The organism is Phenylobacterium sp. NIBR 498073 (genome assembly GCF_027286305.1).
Taxonomy (GTDB): domain Bacteria; phylum Pseudomonadota; class Alphaproteobacteria; order Caulobacterales; family Caulobacteraceae; genus Phenylobacterium.
In genome coordinates, this window is record NZ_CP114599.1 from 1,630,462 (window position 1) to 1,646,664 (window position 16,203).

Sequence of the window (16,203 nt, forward strand, 5' to 3'; positions counted from 1 at the left end):
GCCGCCATTGTCTCCCCAGGGCGGCTCAACCGCCGAGGCCTCAGTAGATCGCGACCCGCCGTGAGCTCGACCACGGCCACCCTTGCGAAGGCCTCGGCGGCCTCCTTTGCCTCCGGTCGCCCCGCTACGCATACGGCGGGTCTTGCCGAACAGTCGCCGAATGCCGATTGATGCCGCGCAAGCGACCCGGGCGAGTCTCAAGCCCGGGCGCGGCAAAGCCTGCGCTTCCGAGCGAAGCAAAAAGAGCGGGCAAGGAGGAAGACAGTTGACCACGCAGATCCTACCGAGCGCGATCGGCATGTATCTCCCGGACTTCGTCCATGGGGTCGAGCGCGCCGGCGCTCAGCGGCGGCACCAACACCAGATCGATACGCTCCGCAGCAAGACCTTGGCCTCAGCCGCCGAGGTTCTCGCGGCCATCGGTCATGACCGGCTGAGCCTGAAGCACATCGCCGATCACGCAAAGGTCGGCATCGCCTCGATCTACTACTACTTCGCGAGCAAGGACGAGTTGCTGACGAGCCTGGCGATCCAGGGGTTCGAGGATCTGCGGCGCGACATGATCCACTTCGGGCAGGTCCTGGACTTCACCAGCCCGATGAGCGCGGCGACCAACGCGTTCCTGATGTTCGCCGAGGAACAGCCGGAACTGCTGTCCCTGATGTTCAGCGAACGGCTGATGGCCCGCTCGGTTGATCTGCGGCAAGCCGAACAGGCGACGCTTGAGGCGTATTGCGCCGCGGTGGAGGCCGATGAGCGCTTCCCGCGCCAGCACCGGCGAAACGCCGCGCGAGCGGTGTGGGTGCTGGGCCGTGGGATCGCGAATATGGCCGCATCCTACCCCGACCGCCGTATTCCTCGTGAGATCTTCGCAGACCTGTTGGCCGGCGCATCCTTTCTGATCCAGCCGCTTCAGCCGGCAGAGACAGTCGATCGTCCGTGAGGACGGGCGGCGAGGCTGCAGGCATGGATGCCTGAGGACCGCTGGAGCCAAGCTTAGCAAAAAAAAGGGCGAGCAGTCAGGCTGCTCGCCAAGTCGCAGGAAAGCGCGCGACAGGGAAGGGCGCCGTGCGCTGTCGCCGGTCACGTACGCGGCTCTTTGAGGCGTACGCGGAACGGGGCGTTGGGCGTCGGAAGATGCTGGGCCGCCGATCTGGCGGCCCCGTTGAACGCTAGAAGCGGTACTGCAGCTCCAGCCCGTAGGTACGCGGATAGATCAGGCTCACCTGGCGGCGCGCGCCGACAGCGGTGGGCGCCGTCGGGCTCGGCACCGAGCTGCCGAAGCCGACTTCATCGGTCACGTTCTTGACGAAACCGATCACCGTGTAGCGGCGATCGGCGTCGCGCCAGAGCACGCGCACGTCGCCGGTCGTGAACGACGGGGCGGTATAGATCGGGTTGTTGAACAGCCCCGATTGCTGGTCGTCCACATAGGTCGCCGTGCCGTTGAAGATCAGCGAGCCGGGCGTAAAGTCCACGGTGTAGGTGGCGCCCAGGGTCAGCTTGTGGTGCGGCGACAGCGGCAGGTCGTTGCCGACCAGCGACTGCAGCACGCGGCCGTTGGTGGCCGGGCCGACAGGCCGTGCGCCAGACGCGGTGGCCAGCGGGTCCACCGTGTCGACGAAGCAGCAGCCCTCTTTGATCTCGGTGTTGAGATAGGCGTAGTTCGCGATGAACTGCAGCTCGCGGATCGGCGCCCATTGGGTTTCCAGTTCCAGGCCCCAGATGGCCGCGTCCAGGTTCAGGAACTGCGTCGCCGTGATGGTCCCCAGCGGCACGGTCAGCGGAGCCTGGAAGCCCTTGTAGTCGGTGTAGAACAGGGCCGAATTGACCTGCAGGCTACGGCCGATGTTCTTCTTGGCGCCCAGTTCGAAGGAGTTGACGTACTCCGGATCGGCGTAGGGATCGGGCGACAGGCCGTTGGAGCCCAGCCAGCCGCCAGCCTTGTAGCCGCGCGAGTAGCGCAGATAGAGGTTGGTGTCGGAGTCCGGCTCCCACTGCAGGCCGAGCGTGCCGGTGAAGGCGTCCCAATCGCCCGAGAGCTCGCGCCGCAGGCCGCCGGTCGCATTCGCCTTCAGGTCCGCGGTCAGCGGGTTGGCGGCGCACGAGGCGAGCGTCGTGCCGCCGCAGACCTGCTGGGTGGTGACGTCGACGGCGAAGCCTTGGGCGACGGCCGGCGGAACCGCGGCGCCGAAGGCGAGCGCCAGGGTCGGGATGCGCGCGACATAGCGGGCGATGTCGTAGCCGTCTTTCTCGTCATAGGTGTAGCGAAGGCCGGCGGTCAGGGTCCAGTTCTCGGCGAACTCCCAGTCGATCTGTCCGAAGGCCGCGTAGGACTTCGTCTCCAGGTGGCCGTCCACATAGAGGAAGGCGCCGCGGTCGTTACGCGCCGCCGGCGTGCCCTGCAGGCTCAGCGGCTGGAACATCGCCGCATCGCCCATCACCTGGATGCCCTGCGGCTGATCGTAGGTCTGGGAGTACTGGTAGACGCCGACGATCCAGTTCAGCGGGCCTTCGCCGTTGGACGCCAGGTTGATCTCGTTCGACAACCAGCTCTGGCGCTCTTCGTAGAAGGTGCGCGCGTCGGTGGAGACGCCGCGTGCGGTGAAGGCGGCCAGGGGGCCCGGTCCGTCGAGATCGACCAGGATGTCCTGCGCCGCGGTGCGGGACGCGCCGTCGGAGTCGGTCGAGGTGTTGTAGTCGTACTGCTGGTAGCCGCCGAGATACTTCAGCGTCGCCCAGCCGAGGTCGGTCGTGACGTCCAGGTGCAGGCGGTGGTGGTTGTCGAGCGAGCCGTAGTTCCGCGAATTGACGTTCTGGGTGTACGGATCCTTGAGCCCGGGGTTGGTCTGGGTCAGGCCATAGTTGGTGTTGTAGTACAGCGCGCTGGTGCCCGCGCCGGTGAAGGACGTCGTGTCGTAGGGCGACAGGTTGTTGGTGAAGGTGTTGCCGATGCCGTAGCCGTCGTCCCAGTCGAACTTGGTGTAGCGCAGACGGGCGGTGGTGTTGTCGCCGAGATCGGCCTCGATCTGGGCCTCGAGGGTGTAACGGTTGGCCGTCGCGCCGCCTTCAGCCGAGCCGGCGTTGTTCAGGAAGCCGCGCTCGCGCCGCTCCATCGATGCGCCCACCAGGAAGCGCAGGTTGTCAGCCACCGGGCCGCGCACCATCGCATCGAAGCGGTAGGATTCGTAGTTGCCGACCATGGCGCGGACTTCGCCGTTGAAGTCCTCGGTCGGGCGCTTGGCGATGATGTTCATCGCGCCGCCGATCGAGTTGCGGCCGTAGAGCGTGCCTTGCGGGCCGCGCAGAACTTCCGTGCGCTCGATGAACAGCGACGGCGTCGAGGCGTCGGCCATGGAATTGGAGAAGATGCCGTCCGAGTACAGCGCCACCGAGGGATCGGTGCCGATGGCGTTGGTCAGGCGGCCGATGCCGCGGACCGACATGCGGTCGTTGCTCGTATAGCTCAGGCTCGGCGTCATACGGGCTAGGTCTTCGACCGTGTTGACGCCCATGACGTCGCGCTTCTCGCTGGTGTAGGCGGAGATTGCGACCGGGACGTCCTGCAGGCTCGCGTCGCGCTTTTCGGCGGTGACCACGATCTCTTCGACCAGCGAACCTGAATCGGTGTCGGCCGATTGGGCCAGCGCCTGCGGGGCGACGGCGCTCAGAGCGGTCGCAGAGGCCCCGGCCACCAGCAGCGCGCGCCAGCGCGATCCTGCCTTAAACGTGCGGCGCACGCCGCCAAGGTGAGTGGTCATGAGGTCCTCCAAAACGGTTACTGTTTTTCGTTGCGGCGGACCAGGGCGACTCGAATCCGATTTGAAAACCCCCAAAGGTGGCAATGCGCTCTACGTGAGGTGGTCGCCGCCGTTTGTGGCGCGAAGGACACGTTATGGCCCGCCCAGCCCGGCCGTTTTGCATACCGACGCCAAAAACCGACCACTGAAGTCTGCTTCCGCGAGGAAGCCGCCGACTCAAAAATGGGCAACTGTCAGCCGGGAGGCGTCGGCTGGAGATTCTGCAGACGCCGGTATCGAAGCGGGGTTGCCGAGGCCGACGTCATGGCCGTCCGGCCCCAGCGAGGGATCAGACGGCTGGAGGCCCTGCGTCTGGCGAAGGTGGGGCGGGCTTCGCCCCAAGGGGGGAGGGGAAGCGAAAAGGCCCAGGGTTCTTCCACCGGAGGGGGGAAGCCGGGCGGGGCCCCAATGGCCTACGCCCGGCTCAGGCGGGGTGGCTCGCTGCGAGCGCCTCCCCCCGGCCGCCTTGCGGCGCGGCGATCCCGCCGTCCCTCAACGACATCTGGTGAGCCCCATGCGAAGACTGCTTCCGTTCCTCGTTCCTCTGGCCCTGGCCGCCTGTTCACAGAATCCTCCGGCTCAAGGCGCCGGCGCCGTCGACAAGGCGGACGCCGGAGAGGCCCCGCTCGCCGGGCTCTGGAAGACCACCACCACAGTCAACGGCCGCAAGGCGCTCGGCGAAAACCAGACCTGTTTGGCCGCGGACGCCCTCGCGACCGGCGCGCCCGAGGGCGAGGCGGCTGCCGCGGGCTGCACCACCACCAGCCGCCAGGCGCGAGCCGGCGGCTACAGCTACGAACTGGTCTGCGAGCAGGACGGTGTGCGCAGCGTCGTTTCGGGCGAGGTCCGGCGCGCGGCCCGCCGCACCACCGCGACCTCTACGACCCGGATGTTCGGACCCGATGGGAAGGAGGCCGCGCCCGCGGCGACCGTGGTGGTTGAAAGCACCTTCGCCGGGCCGTGTCCGGCGGGGATGAAACCCGGTGACTTCGTCCAGCAGGGCGTCGGGTGAGCGGCCCCAGACGAGGATCCGAGATGAAGCGATACCTGTTGCGGGCCGCCTTGGCGTCGGCCCTGCTGCTGGCCGGCGCCGGTCAGGCGAGCGCGGCCCAGTCCGGCATGACCCCGTTCGTGCCGCCGCCGCCGAGTGGCTGGACCTCGACCATGCCGCCCAGCGAAACCGACGATGAGAACGGCATCGAGCCGATGGTGAGCCAGGGTTATGGCCCGGCGACGCCCGGCGCGCCGGGGAGCATGTCGATCACCTTCACGCATCCCAGCCCGCACGACATGCCCAGCCGGTTCGAGCATCCTCGGCCGCTGGGGCCCAACCCCTTCGCCCCGCAGTTCGTGACCTCGCTGGTCAAGGTCAACGGACTGGACGCCTACCTGATCTACGACGCGCCCGGCCGCGGCGGTGTGTTGCAGGTGAGGGTCGGCCGCGTGCTGGTCGGCATCGTCGGGGGCGAGGTCACGCCCGAGCAGATCGTGGGCCTAGCCAGCAGCATCGATACGGGGCGGCTGCTCAAGTACTGAGGCGGCCGGCGGCTGGGCCTGGATGGCTCAGCCGCGCTTCAGGCGCCAACGGATCGTGTAACTGAAGCCGCCCGCCTGGTAAGTCCGGGCGCCGGCGTAGTCCTTGTCCGGCCCTGCGGTCGGCTGCGGGGGCATCCGGATCGACATGCGAAGCGCGCCGAATTCCAGGTCGCCCACACCCTGCAGGCGTTGCAGGTCGACGATCCGGGCCCCGTCGAGTTTGATCGTCGCCGGCGACATCTGCAGCGCGATCGCGCCGTCCCGGCGGTCGAGCACGGCCATGGTCTGGCACGCGACCAGTCCGGCCTCGGGCGAGTTTGGATCGGGATAGACGCCGGCCATGCGGCGCTCGCCCACCTGGTGCTCGTAGCGGACCACGCCGCAGCCGCCGCCGTTCTCGCCGGCCGCGAAGGTCAGGAAGCGGTGGTTGTCGTCGTCGCGCCGGACGACGGCGCTTTGGGCGGCGGCGGCCTGGGCGCCGTGCTCGGCCATGCGCTGTTCGTGCGCCTGGTAGCGCGCCCTGGCGGTGACGCAGGCCGGGCGTTCGTCGCCGTTGCAGGCGCCCATCATCGCTTCCAGCAGCCGGTTGGCCTCCAGCATCTCGGCGGTCCCGTCGCCGGCGCTGCTCACCGCTGCGGACATCTCGGCGATCTCCTGGTTCTGGCCCTCGGTGAAATCGCGGGCCAGCGGGTTCATGGCGTCCGCCTCGCGGGCGAAGACAGGCGTCTCGACCATCAGCCGTTGGTGCAGCGGCTTGCCGCCGGACGTCCCGGTGACTTCGATCTCATAGCTGAGCACAGCCGACTGGTTGGTTAGCGGCCCCTCCAGCGGCGCGGCCGCAGCGGCTGACGCCAGAGCCGCCAACAGGGGGGCGGCGATCGTGGAAACTAGGCGGGACATGCAAGGACCTCCGGGGCTGCGGCGCCCCGATCGGCGCCGCAGCCGAGATAGGTCGCGGCCGCTCCCGCGCCTTCCACCACGTGGGGGAAGTATCCAGGGCGGTGAATTTCTAAGAGGTCCCGCAAAAGGGGACCATCCATGTTCAAGCACTCAGTCTTCGCGCTGGCCGCGCTCGCGGCGGTCGGCGCCCATGCCGCTCCGGCCGGCCTTGATCCCGCGAACGCCAAGCGCTGCGCGGAGCTGGCCGCCGAGGCCGCGGACCTTCGCGACCAGATCGGCGCGGCGCGCGCCAAGAAGGGGGCGGGCCTGCTGGCCGGCATGGCCGGCCGGGCCCTGATTTACGCCCCGGGGATCGACGTCGGCGGCGGGCGGCTCGGACAGTACGCCGCCCAGGAGGCCGAGAGCGCCCTGCATCAGCAGGCCTCCTCGGGCCTGGACAAGGTCCGCGGCGACGGCCGGGCGGCCAGTTCGGCAAAGGCCGAGGCCCGGCTCAAGGATGTCCGAGCCCAGGCCGAGCAGCTGAGTTGTCCGAAGGCCTGATCGGGTGAATTCCAAGATCCTTCTGACGGCCTTTACGCTGGTTTCGGCCGCCATGGCCGCGCCCGACCTGGCCGCCGCGCAAGCGCAGATCGGCGCCGCCGGCGCGGACTCGCTAGACGGCCTGATCTCGCTGCAGACGGCCAGCGACCGCATGAACATCGAGTTGGACGAGGTGGTCCGGGCCGCCGTTGCGCGCGGCGTGGCCGAGCGCACAAGCATGTCGGCAAGCCGGCCGATCCAGAACTACCTGGAAGCCGTCAAGCCGGCCGTCGCCGAACCCGCGGACGCGAGCGTGCCGCCGCCCCTCGCGCCCGAAGACATTGCTCCCTTGGTGGAGAAGCACCTGCTGCTGATGGAGGAGTTGGAGCGCGAGAACCTCGCACAAGACGACGCCGCGCGCGGCGAGGTCGAGGCCTATGCCAACGCGAAGTCCAACGGCGTCGCGGTGAAGTTGCGCACCGCAGCGGCGATCGAAAGCTGGAGCCGGCTGGTGGTGATCGTCGCTCCGGGGGAAGTCATCGAGAACGATCCGATCGACGTGGCCCACGCCAGATTGGAAGACCTGACCCGGCGGCGTGAGGAACTGCAGGCTGAACTGAAGACCAAGCCTACCTCGATGGCGATGCGCTCGATCCTTCGGGAACTCGCCGGCATCGACCGGCAGATCAATGCCGCGATCTTTCAGATCACCGGCGTGGTCTGGTTCCGGCGCGCCGGCAAAGGTTCGGTCTGCCACCCGCCTGCCGTGAAAGGCCGACCCGTCGCCTGGTACAACTGCGAATACTGGGCGCTGAACACACCGTTTGTCGTCGGCCCGGCCGGGGCGAACATCATTGTCGACCGGGTCCTGATCGACGTCGATGAGGACGAACGTGGGCTCCGGTCGGCGCGCATCGCCTTCTATACCCGCGCTCAAGGCCGGCCCCCGTCTGAGGAGCCGAGTGACGGCGCCTCAGGCGAATTCCGGCACATGGCCGACGGGTCGATGCAACTGATCGCCAAGGAAGTCGACGACTCAGGCGAGGAGCGTGAGCGCGCCTATCCGATCGAACTGACTACGGACGAGGGGAGGGGACTCATTCCCGGCTTTGCCGGCTATGGGCCCTTCAAGCTCAAGTTCAGACGCGATCCGAAAGCCTACATCAGCTGGGAGGAAGCTGAGGCGATAAGCCGGGGTGTCGTCACGTCGCCCGGCCGCGAAAGCACCACCGGCAGCGCGCAGCCAGCGTCCCCTCCGCCTCCGCCGCCGGCTGTGGATTCCGAGCCATATACGGATCTGGCTCCGCTGGTGCCGGAACCGGGCGACGACGCCTACCTCGCGCCTTTGGTGCCGGAGCCGGGCGACGACGCCTACCTCGCCCCCCTCACCAAGCCGGATTGACCCCGAACGTCCGTCGCGCGGCAGCACGTTGCACGTCTGCCCGACAGCTCAGCAGAAAGACAAGGTCCATGAGATTTTCCAAGCCCTTCGCCGCGGCGGCTTCGGCGCTGACGCTCTGCCTGGCGGCCGCTCCGGCCTACGCCCAGATGGATCCGGCCTCGTTCAAGGAACACCCGGTGGTGAAGCACTACCCCGGCGCCCTGATCGACAGCCACGACGAGAAGGAGTTCGACGCCACCGACCTGGTGGTCGGCTACAAGCCCACGCCCAAGCCGGCCATCGTCCGCAAGGAGGTCGAGGGGCGGGTCTACAAGACCTTCTACATCCACCAGGGCGGGGTCTCGGCCCTGCAGGTGATGCGCAACTACGAGACGGCGCTGAAGGCCGAGGGCTTTACGGTGGTGGTCAGCGGCAAGGTCGCTGCATTGCCGTCGATGGAGACGGCGCGAGACGGGGCCCTGTTCGGCGCGTTCACCCTCGAGCGCGGCGGCCAGCCGGCGCTCTATGTGAACATCCTGATTGATCCGAATGTCGGCGAGCCGGTCTCGCGGGTGGTGGTGGTCGAGCCCGAACAGATGAAGCAGGTCTATGCGGTCGATGCGTCCAAGCTCTACGCCGGGCTCGCCGCCGATGGCCGCATTGCGGTCTATGGCGTCAACTTCGAGACCGCCAAGGCCGTCGTCAGCGCCGACTCCGAGCCGGTCTTGACCCAGGTCCGCGACATGCTGACCGCCCATCCCGAGCTCAAGCTGAAGATCGAGGGACACACCGATAATGTCGGCGCTAGCGCGGCCAACCTGACGCTATCCCAACAGCGCGCCGCGGCGGTGAAGGCCTGGCTGGTCAAGGCCGGGATCTCGCAGGATCGCCTTACGACCGCCGGCCATGGGGACAGTCAGCCGGTGGCGGCCAACGACACCGAGGATGGCCGCAGCAAAAATCGGCGTGTCGAGCTGGTGCGCGCCGGGTGACCCGCTCGCGCCGGGCGTCTAGCGCCTGGCGTCATGGCTTCTGAGCCCAGCCCTGAGAGGGAGTGGCTCAGTTATTAAGATAACAATTGGTGTCATAAATTAGAGCCGCTGTCTGCAAATTATCAGAACGCGTGTGATAAAAAAGTCGGGCGCATTCAATTGGGCGGCCGTTGCAAATTGAACGGCGGGGAGATCGAGCTATCTTCGGCCCATGGTTGAAAACACCGTCCGCCCCCAACGGGCTCGAGAGAAGGCGCAGGCTGAAAACCCGGTTCCGGCGCGGCCTCGCGGCCGGGGCCGTCCCGTGGGCGACCGGGACGCCCGGCGCGCGGAGCTGCTGAACGCGGCGATCGCGGTGATCGAGGAGGAGGGCTTCGCGGGGGCGTCCCTGCGCAAGGTCGCGCAGCGCGCCGGCTGCACGACGGGTGCGGTGACCTATTATTTCGCCAACAAGGAGGCGATGATGACGGCGGTGATCGAGAGCCGCTTCGACGTCTTCGACACCCTGCTGGGTAAGGGTGACGCGCAAATCGACCTGCGCGCCGGCTTCGAGCGCTGGCTGGACCTGACCCGGTCCGACATGGGCGGCGGCTGGGTGGCGGGGCTGCAGCTGCTGGCGCATGCGCAGCACGACCCGGCGCTCGCGGCGGTCTACCAGCGGCGCTACGGCCGCTATCGTCGGCGGTTCGCGACCATGCTGGAGGAGGGCCAGCAGCGCGGCGTGATCCGGAACGACATCCCCGCCGAGCTGCTGGCCGACCACCTCAGCGCCATGGGCGACGGCTGGATGATGTTGTTGCCTATCGAGGCTGATCGCTTCGAGCCCGCCCGCATCACGGCACTGCTCGATTCGATGATCGCCATGGTTTCGCCGCCTGGCGCTGGGCCCGCGAGTAAGCCAGCCGGGCTAGGCGGCGCCGGCGCGCGGCTGCGCGCCCATTCAACATACTGAAAGCGGCCCCCACGCCACGCCGCTCACGCGGGCGGGTCCGTCTGGACCCCGCCGCCGCCTCTTGCGCGCTGTCTCTATTGCCGTGGACCGCGACCTCGTCGCCCGCGACAGCGACCCCGACAAGGTCGCAGCAGTCTGCCTGTGCGTGCACTGGCGGGGCGGGGCCTGATCGGCCCGGTGACGGGCTGACGCGCAGCCGGGCGAAGCGGCCCGGCTGCGCTCAGACTTAGGCGAGGTCGAAGCGGTCGGCGTTCATGACCTTGGTCCAGGCCGCGACAAAGTCTTTGACGAACTTCTCGCCCGCGTCGGCCGAGGCGTAGACCTCGGAGAGGGCGCGCAGCTGGGAGTTGGAGCCGAACACCAGGTCGGTGCGGGTGGCGGTCCAACGCTCGGCCTTGGTCTGGCGATCCGTGCCGAGGAACAGCTCGTCGCCGTGGCCGTCGATCGCCTTCCAGGCGGTCTTCATGTCCAGCAGGTTGACGAAGAAGTCGTTGGTCAGCTGGCCTGGCCGAGTGGTGAGCACCCCGTGCTTGCTGCCGCCTGTGTTGGCGCCCAGCACCCGCAGCCCGCCGACCAGCACGGTCATTTGCGGGGCCGAGAGGCCGAGCAACTGGGCGCGGTCGACCAGCAGTTCTTCGGTCGGGACGTTGAAGGCCACCTGCAAATAGTTGCGGAAGCCGTCGACCCGCGGCTCAAGAACCGCGAAGCCCTCGACGTCGGTCTGCTCCTGCGAGGCGTCGGTGCGGCCCGGCGTGAACGGAACCTCGATCTTGTAACCGGCGGCGGCGGCGGCCTTTTCGATACCGACGGAGCCGCCGAGGACGATGAGGTCGGCGATCGAGACGGTCTTGGCGCCGTCGAACCCGGCCTTGATGCCTTCATAGGCCTTGAGAACCTTGGCGAGCTTGGCCGGCTCGTTGACCTCCCAGTCCTTCTGGGGCGCCAGTCGGATACGGCCGCCATTGGCGCCGCCGCGATGGTCGGACCCGCGATAGGTCGAGGCCGAGGCCCAGGCGGTCGAGACCAGTTCGGCCACGGAAAGGCCTGAGCCGGCGATCTTGTCCTTCAGCGCCTTGATGTCGGCCGCATCGATGACCGGGCCTTTCTGGGCCGGGACCGGATCCTGCCAGATCAGGTCTTCGGCTGGCACTTCCGGGCCGAGGTAGCGCGCCTTCGGGCCCATGTCCCGGTGGCAGAGCTTGAACCAAGCGCGGGCGAAGGCGTCGGCGAAGTGGGCCGGGTCGTTGCGGAAGGCCTCAGAGATCTTGCGGAATCCAGGATCGATCTTCAGGGCCATGTCGGCCGTGGTCATCATGGTCGGCACGCGGCGGTCGGGGCTGTGGGCCCCGGGCGCCATGTCTTCTGGCTTCTGATTGACCGGCTGCCACTGCTTGGCCCCGGCGGGGCTGCGCACCAGCTCGTACTCGTAGTCGAGCAGCATGTGGAAGAAGGTGTTGTCCCACTTGATCGGCGTGGGGGTCCAGGGGCCTTCCAGCCCCGAGGTGATGGTGTGGTCGCCCATCCCGCTCTCGTGGCCGCTCTGCCAGCCCAGGCCCTGCTGGGCGATGTCGGCGCCTTCCGGAGCGGCTCCGACCTTGGAGGCGTCGCCGGCCCCGTGCGCCTTGCCGAAGGTGTGGCCGCCGGCCGTCAGAGCGACGGTCTCCTCGTCGGTCATGCCCATCCGGTGGAAGGTCTCGCGGATGTCGCGGGCGGACGCCAAGGCGTCGGCCACGCCGCCGGGGCCTTCCGGATTGACGTAGATCAGGCCCATCTGGATCGCCGCCAGCGGGCTTTCCAGCACCATGTTCTTCTCAGGCTGGATGCGGGTCTCGTTGCCTTCCTGGCCGACCCACAGCTCTTCGGTGCCCCAGTAGACGTCGCGCTCGGGCTCCCAGACGTCGGCGCGGCCGCCGCCGAAGCCGAACACCGGGCCGCCCATGGACTCGATGGCCACGTTGCCGGCCAGGATCATCAGGTCGGCCCACGAGAGGTTGGCGCCGTACTTCTGCTTGATCGGCCAAAGCAGGCGGCGGGCCTTGTCCAGGTTGCCGTTGTCCGGCCACGAGTTCAGCGGCGCGAACCGTTGCTGGCCCGAGTTTGCGCCGCCGCGGCCGTCGCCGGTGCGGTAGGTGCCGGCGCTGTGCCAGGCCATGCGGATGAAGAACGGGCCGTAGTGGCCGTAGTCGGCCGGCCACCAGGGTTGGCTGTCGGTCATCAACGCAGTCAGGTCACGCTTCACGGCCTGATAGTCGAGCGCCTTGAAGGCTTCGGCATAGTTGAAGTCCGCGCCCATGGGGTCGTCGGTTCGGAGAATCTCCAGGGAGAGGTGGTTCGGCCACCAGTCCCGATTGGTGCGACCGAGCAGCGAGCGCAGCGCGCCGCGTTCCTTGCGCGGGTCATTGAGCGGGGATGCGTCATCCATGTCGAAGTTCTCCGGTAACGGCGATCTTCCGAAAGCGTAGGCCCAGGATTTCGCCCTGGCCAATGGGAAAACTCTGTCGTCGCCATTGAGAGGATCAATGGACCCGAGGCGCCTGAGCCGGGGGTTGTCCCTCGATCAATATAATGGCACGGTCAGTGTCAATAAAAGATCGGGAGGCGACGATGAAGCGGCGTTGGAAGTGGCTGGGCGCGTCGGTGCTGGTGCTGGCGGCGGGGGCCGGGCTGGCGGCGGCCAACCGCACGACGATCCTGTCGATGGTCGCCCGCGCGCAGATGCCGCCGGTCGAGGACAACCGCGCCGTGACCTGGGCCCAGGGACCGCAGGCGCCGGCCGACGGCGAACGGCCGCCGAACGTGGTGTTCATCCTGGCCGACGACCTCGGCTACAACGACATCACCATCAACGGGGGCGGGGTGGCCAACGGCGCCGTGCCGACGCCCAATATCGACGCCATCGGCCAGCAGGGCGTGGTGTTCGCGGCGGGCTACGCCGGCAACGCCACCTGTGCGCCGTCGCGGGCGGCGATCCTGACCGGCCGCTACCCGACTCGTTTCGGCTTCGAGTTCACGCCGGCCCCGGTGGCCTTCGAGCGCATGGTCGGCACCGAGGCCGAGCCCGGCGCGCTCGTGAAACCGAAGTTCTTCGCCGACCGCATCAAGGACATGCCGCCCGGCAGCACCGCGCGCAATCCGGCCGCGGTCAACGAACTCAGCATGCCGTCCGGCGAGATCACCATCGCCGAAGTGCTGAAGACGAGGGGCTACCACACTGTCCATCTGGGCAAGTGGCACCTGGGCGGCAAGAAGGGCTCGCGGCCCGAAGATCAGGGTTTCGACGAGAGCCTGGGCTTCATCGCCGGCGGCTCGATGTTCCTGCCGGAGAAGGACCCGAACGTCGTCAATTCGAAGCAGGACTGGGACGCCATCGACCGCTTCCTGTGGCCGAACCTGCCCTATGGCGTGCAGTTCAACGGCTCGCCGATGTTCCGGCCGCGCGGCTACATGACCGACTATCTGGGCGACGAGGCGGTGAAGGCGATCAAGGCCAACCGCAACCGGCCGTTCTTCCTCTACTTCGCGCCGAACGCGATCCACACGCCGCTACAGGCGACCAGGGCCGACTACGACGCCCTCCCGCAGATCAAGGACCACCGCACGCGCGTCTACGGCGCCATGACCCGCAACCTCGACGCCAACATCGGCAAGATCCTCCAGGCGCTGAAGGACGAGGGGCTGGACCAGAACACCCTGGTGATCTTCTCCAGCGACAACGGCGGGGCCGGCTATGTCGGGCTGCCGGACGTCAACAAGCCCTATCGCGGCTTCAAGTCGACCTTCTTCGAGGGCGGGGTGCGCACCCCGTTCTTCATGCGCTGGCCGGGGGCTATCCAGCCGGGATCGACCTATCGCTATCCGGTCGGGCACATCGACATCTTCGCCACCGCCGCGGCGGCGGGCGGGGCGGCGCTGCCGAGCGATCGGCCGATCGACGGCGTCGACCTGCTGCCGCACGTACAGGGCAAGAACCCGGCGCGGCCGCACCAAACGCTGTTCTGGCGCTCGGGCCAGTACAAGGCCGTGCTCGACGGCGACTGGAAGCTGCAGGTCAACGGCGCGCGCGACAAGGTCTGGCTCTACGACCTGGCCAGCGATCCGACCGAGCAGCGCGACCTGGCCGCCGCCCAGCCGGAGAAGGTCAAGACGCTGAAGGACCTGATCGCCCGCCAGGACTCCCAGAGCGTCAAGCCGATCTGGCCCTCGCTGCTGCAAGGGCCGGTGTTCGTCGACAAGCCGGGCGGCGTTCCTCAGAAGGCTGGCGACGAATACATCCTCTGGGACAACTGATGACCGCGCTGCTGCCGCCGTCGACCAACGCTCAGTACCGTGGCGCCCGCGTCTCGATCTGGGCGCTCGGCCTGGCGGCGCTGCTGATCCTTGGCCCTGGCCTGATCCACAGCTTCCTGCCCGACGGCGGGGCGGTCTCGATCGCCGGCCTCGACCTCGGAGACCGACGCGACGTGGTGGTCGGCGTCTTCGCCTGGCAGGGCGCCACGCAGATCGCCTTTGGCCTGGCCCTGCTGGCGACGGCCGTCCGCTACCGGAGCCTGACGCCGCTCATGCTGTGCCTGCTGCTGATCGAGCGAGGGCTGATGGCGCTGCAGGGTTGGTGGTTGCGGGCTCCGGCCAGCGGCCACCATCCGCCTGAGCACTATGCGAGCCTGGTCGGCGCCGGGCTCGCCCTGGTCTTCCTGGCGTTGTCGCTGCGGGCGCGGACCTAGAACCCGGCGCCAGGCTTGGTGCGGATGTTCAGCTGTCCGGCCAAGCCCGCGGTGCGGTGATGCTCGATGGCGTGCATCTGCGGCGACATCGCCATCTGCTGGAAGGCGGCAAGCGAGGGGTATTCGGCCAGGGCGATCATATCCCAGAGATCCTCGACCTCGCCGATCAGCAAGCCGGTGACATGGCCGCCGTAGCGAACCTTGCCGCCGAGACCCTCGACCAGCTTGCGCACCTCATCGGCGTAGCGGGCATAGGCCTCGGCTCCGGTCAGATGGCCGTCGGCGCCATCGGCGTACTCCGCCCTGGGCTTGAATTTCAGCAGGTTGACCATGACGAAGGGGCCGTCCTCGGCGCTTCCAAAGAACTCCATCGCCTGTTCGTGGGGCGGGTAGACGGCGTTGACGACGTTCATGGGCAGGCTCCCTAGCCGCGGCGGTTGATAAGGCCGGCGATCACCTCGACGATGGCGTCGGGGCTGTCTTCCTGCAGGAAGTGGCCGCCGTGCAGGGTGACGTGCGGCTGGCCCTGGGCGCCGGGCACGCGGGCCTGGAACGGGGCCTCGCCGCCCTTGGTGATCGGGTCGCCGTCGCTGAAGGCGGTGACCAGCGGCCGCTCGAAGCGCTCCAGCACCTTCCAGGCCTCGAGGTTCTCGGCGACTGAGGCGTGCTCGGGCGTCACCGGGACCAGCGCCGGGAACTGGCGCGCGCCCTCTTTGTAGCTCTCATCCGGATAGGGGGCGTCGTAGGCGGCGACCTCGTCCGGCGACAGGTCGCGGACCGTGCCGGCGTTGATCAGCATGCCGATCGGCATCTGCGGGACCGACTGGCTGAAGGTGAGCCAGGCCTTGAAGCCGTCGGTCATGCCGCCGCCGGTCGGCAGGCCGGTGTTGGCCACGACGACGCCGGCGAACCGCTCGGGGAAGGCGGCGACCAGCCTCAGGCCGATCAGTCCGCCCCAGTCCTGGCAGAACAGCGTCAGCCCCTTCAGGTCCAGGTCGGTCAGCCAGGCGCTCATCCAGGCCACGTGCCGCTCGTAGGTGTAGTCGGCGCGGTCGGCCGGCTTGTCGGAGCGGCCGAAGCCGATGAGGTCAGGCGCGATCACCCGGCAGCCCTTGGCGACCAGGCCGGCGATCACCTTGCGATAGAGGTAGGCCCAGGACGGCTCGCCGTGCAGCAGCAGGACCGGCGCGCCGTCGCGTGGGCCTTCGTCGACATAGTGCAGGCGCAGGGCCGTACCGTCCGCATTCGTGATCTCGTGATAGCGCGGCGCATAGGGCCAGTCGGGCAGGGCGGCGAAACGTTCGTCCGGGGTGCGCAGGATCCGCATCGGGGCCTCGGGGGCTAGCCAGTCGTTGAAACTAATGACACTATGCGTGTCATTATATTCCGGGCGGGTCAAGCC

14 protein-coding genes are annotated in these 16,203 nt (G+C 68.1%); 9 read left to right on the top strand and 5 right to left on the bottom strand.

Features of this window, described 5'->3' with window-relative positions:
• Positions 1 to 265 precede the first annotated feature (265 nt).
• Positions 266 to 943, top strand: coding sequence for a TetR/AcrR family transcriptional regulator (locus O4N75_RS08250; RefSeq protein WP_269628872.1), 678 nt, complete (start codon positions 266 to 268; stop codon positions 941 to 943).
• 229 nt (positions 944 to 1,172) lie between these two features.
• On the opposite strand, the gene O4N75_RS08255 is transcribed toward O4N75_RS08250, so the two are convergent.
• Positions 1,173 to 3,761: a TonB-dependent receptor gene (locus tag O4N75_RS08255; RefSeq protein ID WP_269628873.1), complete on the bottom strand. Its 2,589-nt coding sequence runs from the start codon at positions 3,759 to 3,761 to the stop codon at positions 1,173 to 1,175.
• Between the two features lie 553 nt (positions 3,762 to 4,314).
• Between O4N75_RS08255 and O4N75_RS08260 the strand changes: the two genes are divergently transcribed.
• Both O4N75_RS08260 and O4N75_RS08265 read left to right on the top strand, forming a co-directional pair.
• Positions 4,315 to 4,812, top strand: a complete 498-nt coding sequence (locus O4N75_RS08260; RefSeq protein ID WP_269628874.1) for a DUF3617 family protein — start codon at positions 4,315 to 4,317, stop codon at positions 4,810 to 4,812.
• Between the two features lie 23 nt (positions 4,813 to 4,835).
• Positions 4,836 to 5,336, top strand: coding sequence for a hypothetical protein (locus O4N75_RS08265; protein WP_269628875.1), 501 nt, complete (start codon positions 4,836 to 4,838; stop codon positions 5,334 to 5,336).
• 27 nt (positions 5,337 to 5,363) lie between these two features.
• Here O4N75_RS08265 and O4N75_RS08270 read toward each other — a convergent pair whose 3' ends face one another.
• Positions 5,364 to 6,236: a hypothetical protein gene (locus O4N75_RS08270; RefSeq protein WP_269628876.1), complete on the bottom strand. Its 873-nt coding sequence runs from the start codon at positions 6,234 to 6,236 to the stop codon at positions 5,364 to 5,366.
• A 138-nt stretch (positions 6,237 to 6,374) separates the two neighbouring features.
• Between O4N75_RS08270 and O4N75_RS08275 the strand changes: the two genes are divergently transcribed.
• The 4 genes from O4N75_RS08275 to O4N75_RS08290 all read left to right on the top strand — a co-directional run bounded on the left by O4N75_RS08275 (position 6,375) and on the right by O4N75_RS08290 (position 10,080).
• On the top strand, positions 6,375 to 6,776 hold the full coding sequence (locus O4N75_RS08275) for a hypothetical protein (RefSeq protein ID WP_269628877.1): 402 nt from the start codon (positions 6,375 to 6,377) through the stop codon (positions 6,774 to 6,776).
• Positions 6,777 to 6,780: 4 nt separating this feature from the next.
• Positions 6,781 to 8,157, top strand: a complete 1,377-nt coding sequence (locus O4N75_RS08280) for a hypothetical protein (protein WP_269628878.1) — start codon at positions 6,781 to 6,783, stop codon at positions 8,155 to 8,157.
• A gap of 68 nt (positions 8,158 to 8,225) precedes the next feature.
• Positions 8,226 to 9,128: an OmpA family protein gene (locus O4N75_RS08285; protein WP_269628879.1), complete on the top strand. Its 903-nt coding sequence runs from the start codon at positions 8,226 to 8,228 to the stop codon at positions 9,126 to 9,128.
• Between the two features lie 304 nt (positions 9,129 to 9,432).
• Positions 9,433 to 10,080, top strand: a complete 648-nt coding sequence (locus tag O4N75_RS08290) for a TetR/AcrR family transcriptional regulator (RefSeq protein ID WP_269628880.1) — start codon at positions 9,433 to 9,435, stop codon at positions 10,078 to 10,080.
• 226 nt (positions 10,081 to 10,306) lie between these two features.
• On the opposite strand, the gene katG is transcribed toward O4N75_RS08290, so the two are convergent.
• Positions 10,307 to 12,502, bottom strand: coding sequence for a catalase/peroxidase HPI (gene katG, locus O4N75_RS08295; protein ID WP_269628881.1), 2,196 nt, complete (start codon positions 12,500 to 12,502; stop codon positions 10,307 to 10,309).
• A gap of 182 nt (positions 12,503 to 12,684) precedes the next feature.
• Between katG and O4N75_RS08300 the strand changes: the two genes are divergently transcribed.
• Together O4N75_RS08300 and O4N75_RS08305 are read left to right on the top strand one after the other, a co-directional pair.
• Entirely contained in the window at positions 12,685 to 14,367 is a 1,683-nt protein-coding gene (locus O4N75_RS08300; RefSeq protein WP_269628882.1) for a sulfatase-like hydrolase/transferase, read from the top strand.
• Entirely contained in the window at positions 14,367 to 14,801 is a 435-nt protein-coding gene (locus O4N75_RS08305) for a hypothetical protein (protein ID WP_269628883.1), read from the top strand. The genes O4N75_RS08300 and O4N75_RS08305 overlap by 1 nt, the downstream gene beginning before the upstream one ends.
• Here O4N75_RS08305 and O4N75_RS08310 read toward each other — a convergent pair.
• Both O4N75_RS08310 and O4N75_RS08315 read right to left on the bottom strand, forming a co-directional pair.
• Positions 14,798 to 15,214, bottom strand: coding sequence for a DUF1330 domain-containing protein (locus O4N75_RS08310; protein ID WP_269628884.1), 417 nt, complete (start codon positions 15,212 to 15,214; stop codon positions 14,798 to 14,800). The two genes, O4N75_RS08305 and O4N75_RS08310, sit on opposite strands and share 4 nt — an antisense overlap.
• An 11-nt stretch (positions 15,215 to 15,225) precedes the next feature.
• Positions 15,226 to 16,128, bottom strand: a complete 903-nt coding sequence (locus O4N75_RS08315; RefSeq protein WP_269628885.1) for a haloalkane dehalogenase — start codon at positions 16,126 to 16,128, stop codon at positions 15,226 to 15,228.
• Positions 16,129 to 16,203: the final 75 nt, after the last annotated feature.